Raw genomic sequence first — 4,757 nt, 5'->3', positions numbered from 1 at the left:
CATCGTGTTGTGGGTGCCCACGCGCACGGGCTCGTTCGTGGCCGTTGCTCACACGCGGCCCTCGAGTTCAGCCACGCTGTTCTACCGCGACTTCGTCGGGCAAGAGATCAAGCCCGAGTGGCGCCGGCAAGTGACGCAAGCCTTCGAGACCGCCGCAATCGTCGACTCGTCGGCGCCCGACTGGTACGAAGAGACGCCCACGCGCATGCGGGCTGTACCGGTGCTGCGGCGCGGCGGGCGGGGCGGCAAGGCCGTGACCGAGCATCCGATCGCCGTCATCACACGCCACACCAACCTGAGCGAAGCGCGCATGCCCAGCCGCCAAGAGCTCACGTTCAACGAGTGCGCCAACGACCTGTTTGCCATGATCGCGGCCGGCGACTTTCCTGACCTGGCCGCCCCGAGCGGCCCGCGCCGGGGTGCCCCGCGCGCGAGCGACGGCCTCATTCGGCTCGACCTCGACGGCATTGTCACCTTCGCGAGCCCCAACGGGCTGAGCGCCTTCAACCGCATGGGCTTTGCGGGCGAGCTCGAAGGGCAGTCGCTCGCGACCGTCACGACGAGCCTGCTCGCGGGCCGCCCGCAACAGGTCGACGAATCGCTGCCGCTCGTCGTCACGGGGCGCGCGCCGTGGCGCACCGACATCGAGTCGCGCGGCGTGACGGTGACGCTGCGCACGATTCCGCTGCTGCTCGACGGCCGGCGCATCGGCGCGCTCATTCTCGTGCGCGACGTCAGCGAAGTGCGCCACCAAGAGCGCGAGCTCATCACAAAAGACGCGACGATTCGCGAGATTCACCACCGGGTGAAGAACAACCTGCAGACGGTCGCCTCGCTGCTGCGCATCCAGGCCCGTCGGTCACACACCGACGCGACGCGGGATGCCCTGACGCAAGCCATGCGCCGCGTCGCCGCCATCGCCGTGGTGCACGACACCCTCAGCGAAGGCCTCAACCAAAACGTCGACTTCGACGTGGTGTTCTCGCGCGTGCTTATGCTCATTGCCGAAGTGGCCTCGAGTCACAACACTGTCGTGCGACCGCTCTCGACCGGCAGCTTTGGCACCCTGCCGAGCGAATACGCCACGCCGCTCGCACTTGCGCTCACCGAGCTCGTGACCAACGCCGTCGAGCACGGCCTCGAAGGTCGACCCGATGGCGAAGTCGAGATCATCGCCTCGCGCACCGACGAGGCCCTCTCGGTCAAGGTGCGCGACAACGGCGGGGGAATGCCCGAGGGCAAAGTGGGTTCGGGCCTCGGCACGCAGATTGTGCGCACGCTCATTCAGGGCGAGCTGGGCGGCACGATCGACTGGCACACCCTCGAGGGCGAAGGCACCGAAGTGACGATCGACGTACCGCTGCTTTATCTCAAGCGCCGGGCCTAGCGCACGCGCGGGCCCGGCGCCTGCTGGGCGTCGTTTGCAATGCCCATCGCGCCCCGGGCATGACAACGCCCCGGGTGCATCGCTGAGATGCAGCCCCGGGGCGCTGTGGATGATCGAGTGAGCGTTAGCTCGCGCGGCGAGCGCGGGCGGCGCGGCGCTTGAGGGCGCGGCGCTCGTCTTCGCTGAGGCCACCCCACACGCCCGAGTCTTGGTTGGTCTCGAGGGCGTACTGGAGGCACGTCTCGGTCACCGAGCAACGGCCGCACACGGCCTTGGCCTTCTCGATCTGGTCGACCGCGGGGCCGGTGTTGCCGACCGGGAAGAATAGCTCGGGGTCAGCGGTGAGGCAGGCTGCTTTGTCGCGCCAATCCATGGGAAAGTGCTCCTTTATCGTGGGTCAGGTAGCATGCGCCGAAGGTTGACAGACGCGCTACATCGTCGGTGCTCACACTGATGGTCGGCACCGCCGATTCGGTGAGAGAGAAGGTTCTGGGAACGTCGCCCACCGCTCTGTAGGCGTCACATCAACCGCATATAGGTTCCCATAGGCTGGTTGTCAAATCAATAGGTTTGCATCGGATGGTTTGCATGGAAGACACCCAACGTTCGCCGTACGTCACCGTGCTTGTCATTTTGCTGGCGGCGCAGTCGTTGCTCATTGTGGCCGCCACGGCTTTTCTCGTCATTGAGCTGCTGCTGGCCGAAGCGGAGTTTCCGCCCACGGCCATCGCCCTCACGGTGCTCGTGCTGCTGGCCGCCGTGTGGCTCATTGCCATGACGATCGGCGTGCATCGCGGCCGCGCGTGGACGCGGGGGAGCGTGCTCACCTATCAGTTCTTGCAGCTCGCGATCGGGGTTGGCAGTGTGCAGGGCTTCATTCCGCGCCCTGACATCGGCTGGTGGGTCATCGCCACCGCCGTGCTCGGCATCGTGCTGATCTTGAGCACGCCCGTGACGCGGTACCTCGACCGCCGCGACTAGCGGCCTGAGCGGCTAGTCGAGGCCGAGCGCTGCGCTGATGCGCCGGGCCTCTAGTCGAGGCCCAGCTTCTTGCGCAGGCTCGCGACGTGACCCGTGGCCTTGACGTTGTAGAGGGCGTGCTCGATCGTGCCCTTTTCGTCGATGACGAAGGTTGAGCGAATGACGCCCATGACCGTCTTGCCGTACATCGACTTCTCGCCGTAGGTGCCGTAGGCGTTGTGCACGGTGAGGTCGGGGTCGCTCAGCAGGGAGAAGGGCAAGTGCTCTTCGGCGGCGAACTTCTGCAGGGCATCCGTCTCATCTTTCGAAACGCCCAGCACGACATAGCCGGCGCCCTTCAGCGAAGCGAGGTTGTCGCGAAAGTCGCAGGCCTGCGTGGTGCAGCCGGGGGTGCTCGCGGCGGGGTAGAAGTAGAGCACGACCTTTTGGCCGGCGAAGTCGGCGAGCGACACGTGCGCGCCATCTTTGTCGGGCAACGTGAACGAGGGGGCCGGGGCTCCGGCCTCAAGACGGGACTGGGCCATGAGGGCTCCTTCGCAATTCAGTGACGCGCGGTCGGCAACCGGTGCCGGTGACTGCACAGTGTATGGATGCCCGCTCGACGTCGCCTGAACGCCAGCCGAGTGCCGCGCGCGTCGCCCACTCGCCACCCAGTCGCCAGCCGCTCGTCGACTCGTGTTCACGAGCGGTGCTTAGCGTCAAGCCATGCGGATCTCGGTGATCGGGTGCGGATATCTCGGAGCAGTTCACGCGGCGGCCATGGCCGAACTCGGGCATGAAGTGGTCGGCATCGACCTCGACCCGCTCAAGATCGATACGCTCGCGAAAGGCGGGGCGCCGTTCTTCGAGCCCGGGCTCACCGAGCTGCTCGAGCGGGGCATCGCCGCTGGTCGGCTGTCGTTCAGCACCGACATCGAGGCCGCGCGCGGAGCATCCGTGCACTTCATCGCTGTTGGCACGCCGCAGCGGCCCGACGGCTCGGCTGACCTCACGGCCGTGAACGCCTCACTGCGCGCCGTGATCGGAGTGCTGACGCCCGGCGACCTTGTGGTGGGCAAGTCGACCGTGCCCGTGGGCACCGCGCAGGTGCTGCAGCGCGAGGTCGAGCGAGCGGGGGGCTCGCTCGCGTGGAACCCCGAGTTTTTGCGCGAAGGATTCGCCGTGCGCGACTCGCTCGAGCCCGACCGCATGGTCTATGGGGTCACGCCGGGTGACTCGCGCTCGGCCGAGACCCTTGATCGCGTTTACCGCGCGATGCTCACGGCCGGCACCCCGCGCATGGTGACCGACCTCGCCACCGCCGAGCTCGTCAAGGTGGCCGCCAACGCATTTCTTGCGACCAAGATCTCGTTCATCAACGCGATGGCCGAGATCGCCGAAGTTGCGGGCGCCGACGTCACGCAGTTGGCCGACGCGATCGGCTATGACGCCCGTATCGGCCGCCGGTTCTTGAACGCGGGCATCGGATTCGGGGGCGGATGCTTGCCCAAAGACATTCGTGGCTTCATCGCCCGCGCCGACGAGCTGGGGGTCGGGCATGCACTCGACTTCTTGCGCGATGTCGACCAGGTCAACCTGCGTCGTCGCGATCGCGTTGTCGATCTCACGCGCGACGCCCTCGGCGGCTCGCTCGTGGGCCGTCGCGTGACCGTGCTGGGGCTCGCCTTCAAGCCCGACTCTGACGACGTGCGCGACTCACCCGCTCTCGACATCGCCCGGCGCTTGCACGCCGAGGGCGCGATCGTCACGGCGACCGACCCCGAAGCGATCGAGACCTCGCGGCCCATCGCGCCCGACCTCACCTACCGCGACTCGGTGCACGAAGCCGTGCTCGACGCCGAGGTCGTGCTCGTGCTCACCGAGTGGGCGCTCTACCGCCAACTCGACCCCGTCATCGCGGCGCGGCTGGCCTCGCCCTCGGCCGTCGTCATCGACGGTCGCTTGTGCCTTGACGCCGAGCAGTGGCGCGCCGCGGGCTGGCGCTATCGAGCGCCCGGCCGACTCATTGATCGCTCTCGCGATCTTCTCGCCGTCTGATCACCCACGCCGCGATCGCGTCGATCGCGAGGCCGAGCGAGATGGCCACGACGACCGAGACGACCACGGCCACGACGGGAACCTCGGCGAGCGCGGCTCCGAACAGCGCGCCGATGATGACGTTGTAGACGGCCCACGCGAGCCCCGCGGCGGCCGACAGCGGCAGAAAGAACCGCACAGGCAGTCCGCTCGCTCCCGCGGTCAGGTTGACGGCGATGCGCGCGAAGGGCACATAGCGCGCGGTGAAGATGAGCACAGCAGGCCGCGAACGGATGGCCGCACTGGCTTTGTCGATCGCGACACGAATCGGGCGCATCCGTTGCCATCGCCACCGATCGGTGCCCGCCCGGCG

Annotated in this window: 6 protein-coding genes; 3 read left to right on the top strand and 3 right to left on the bottom strand. The window is 67.5% G+C overall.

The features are described 5' to 3' along the window. Positions 1 to 1,387: sensor histidine kinase (locus tag SFU54_RS07295; RefSeq protein ID WP_319015625.1), on the top strand; the 1,387-nt coding region annotated here is incomplete at its 5' end. Between the two features lie 124 nt (positions 1,388 to 1,511). On the opposite strand, the gene SFU54_RS07290 is transcribed toward SFU54_RS07295, so the two are convergent. Next, on the bottom strand, positions 1,512 to 1,760 hold the full coding sequence (locus tag SFU54_RS07290) for a WhiB family transcriptional regulator (protein WP_047562402.1): 249 nt from the start codon (positions 1,758 to 1,760) through the stop codon (positions 1,512 to 1,514). 215 nt (positions 1,761 to 1,975) lie between these two features. On the opposite strand from SFU54_RS07290, the gene SFU54_RS07285 reads away from it, so the two are divergent. Then, entirely contained in the window at positions 1,976 to 2,368 is a 393-nt protein-coding gene (locus SFU54_RS07285; RefSeq protein WP_319015624.1) for a hypothetical protein, read from the top strand. Between the two features lie 50 nt (positions 2,369 to 2,418). On the opposite strand, the gene bcp is transcribed toward SFU54_RS07285, so the two are convergent. Further along, positions 2,419 to 2,892: a thioredoxin-dependent thiol peroxidase gene (gene bcp, locus SFU54_RS07280; RefSeq protein ID WP_319015623.1), complete on the bottom strand. Its 474-nt coding sequence runs from the start codon at positions 2,890 to 2,892 to the stop codon at positions 2,419 to 2,421. Positions 2,893 to 3,073: 181 nt separating this feature from the next. Between bcp and SFU54_RS07275 the strand changes: the two genes are divergently transcribed. After that, positions 3,074 to 4,405, top strand: a complete 1,332-nt coding sequence (locus tag SFU54_RS07275) for a UDP-glucose/GDP-mannose dehydrogenase family protein (protein ID WP_319015622.1) — start codon at positions 3,074 to 3,076, stop codon at positions 4,403 to 4,405. On the opposite strand, the gene SFU54_RS07270 is transcribed toward SFU54_RS07275, so the two are convergent. Then, positions 4,371 to 4,757, bottom strand: a 387-nt coding sequence (locus SFU54_RS07270) for a DedA family protein (RefSeq protein WP_413466583.1), incomplete at its 5' end; no start/stop codon positions are given. The two genes, SFU54_RS07275 and SFU54_RS07270, sit on opposite strands and share 35 nt — an antisense overlap.

Source organism: Microcella sp. (assembly GCF_033763155.1).
In the GTDB taxonomy this organism is placed as follows: Bacteria; Actinomycetota; Actinomycetes; order Actinomycetales; family Microbacteriaceae; genus Microcella.
Note: the sequence above shows the minus strand (reverse complement) of the source record. Positions and strands in the feature narration are given on the sequence as shown.

Excerpts from the sequence above, each read along its gene's own strand:
- SFU54_RS07275 (WP_319015622.1), top strand. The coding sequence starts at position 3,074 with ATGCGGATCTCGGTGATCGGGTGCGGATATCTCGGAGCAGTTCACGCG.
- SFU54_RS07285 (WP_319015624.1), top strand. The coding sequence starts at position 1,976 with ATGGAAGACACCCAACGTTCGCCGTACGTCACCGTGCTTGTCATTTTG.
- SFU54_RS07290 (WP_047562402.1), bottom strand. The coding sequence starts at position 1,760 with ATGGATTGGCGCGACAAAGCAGCCTGCCTCACCGCTGACCCCGAGCTA.
- bcp (WP_319015623.1), bottom strand. The coding sequence starts at position 2,892 with ATGGCCCAGTCCCGTCTTGAGGCCGGAGCCCCGGCCCCCTCGTTCACG.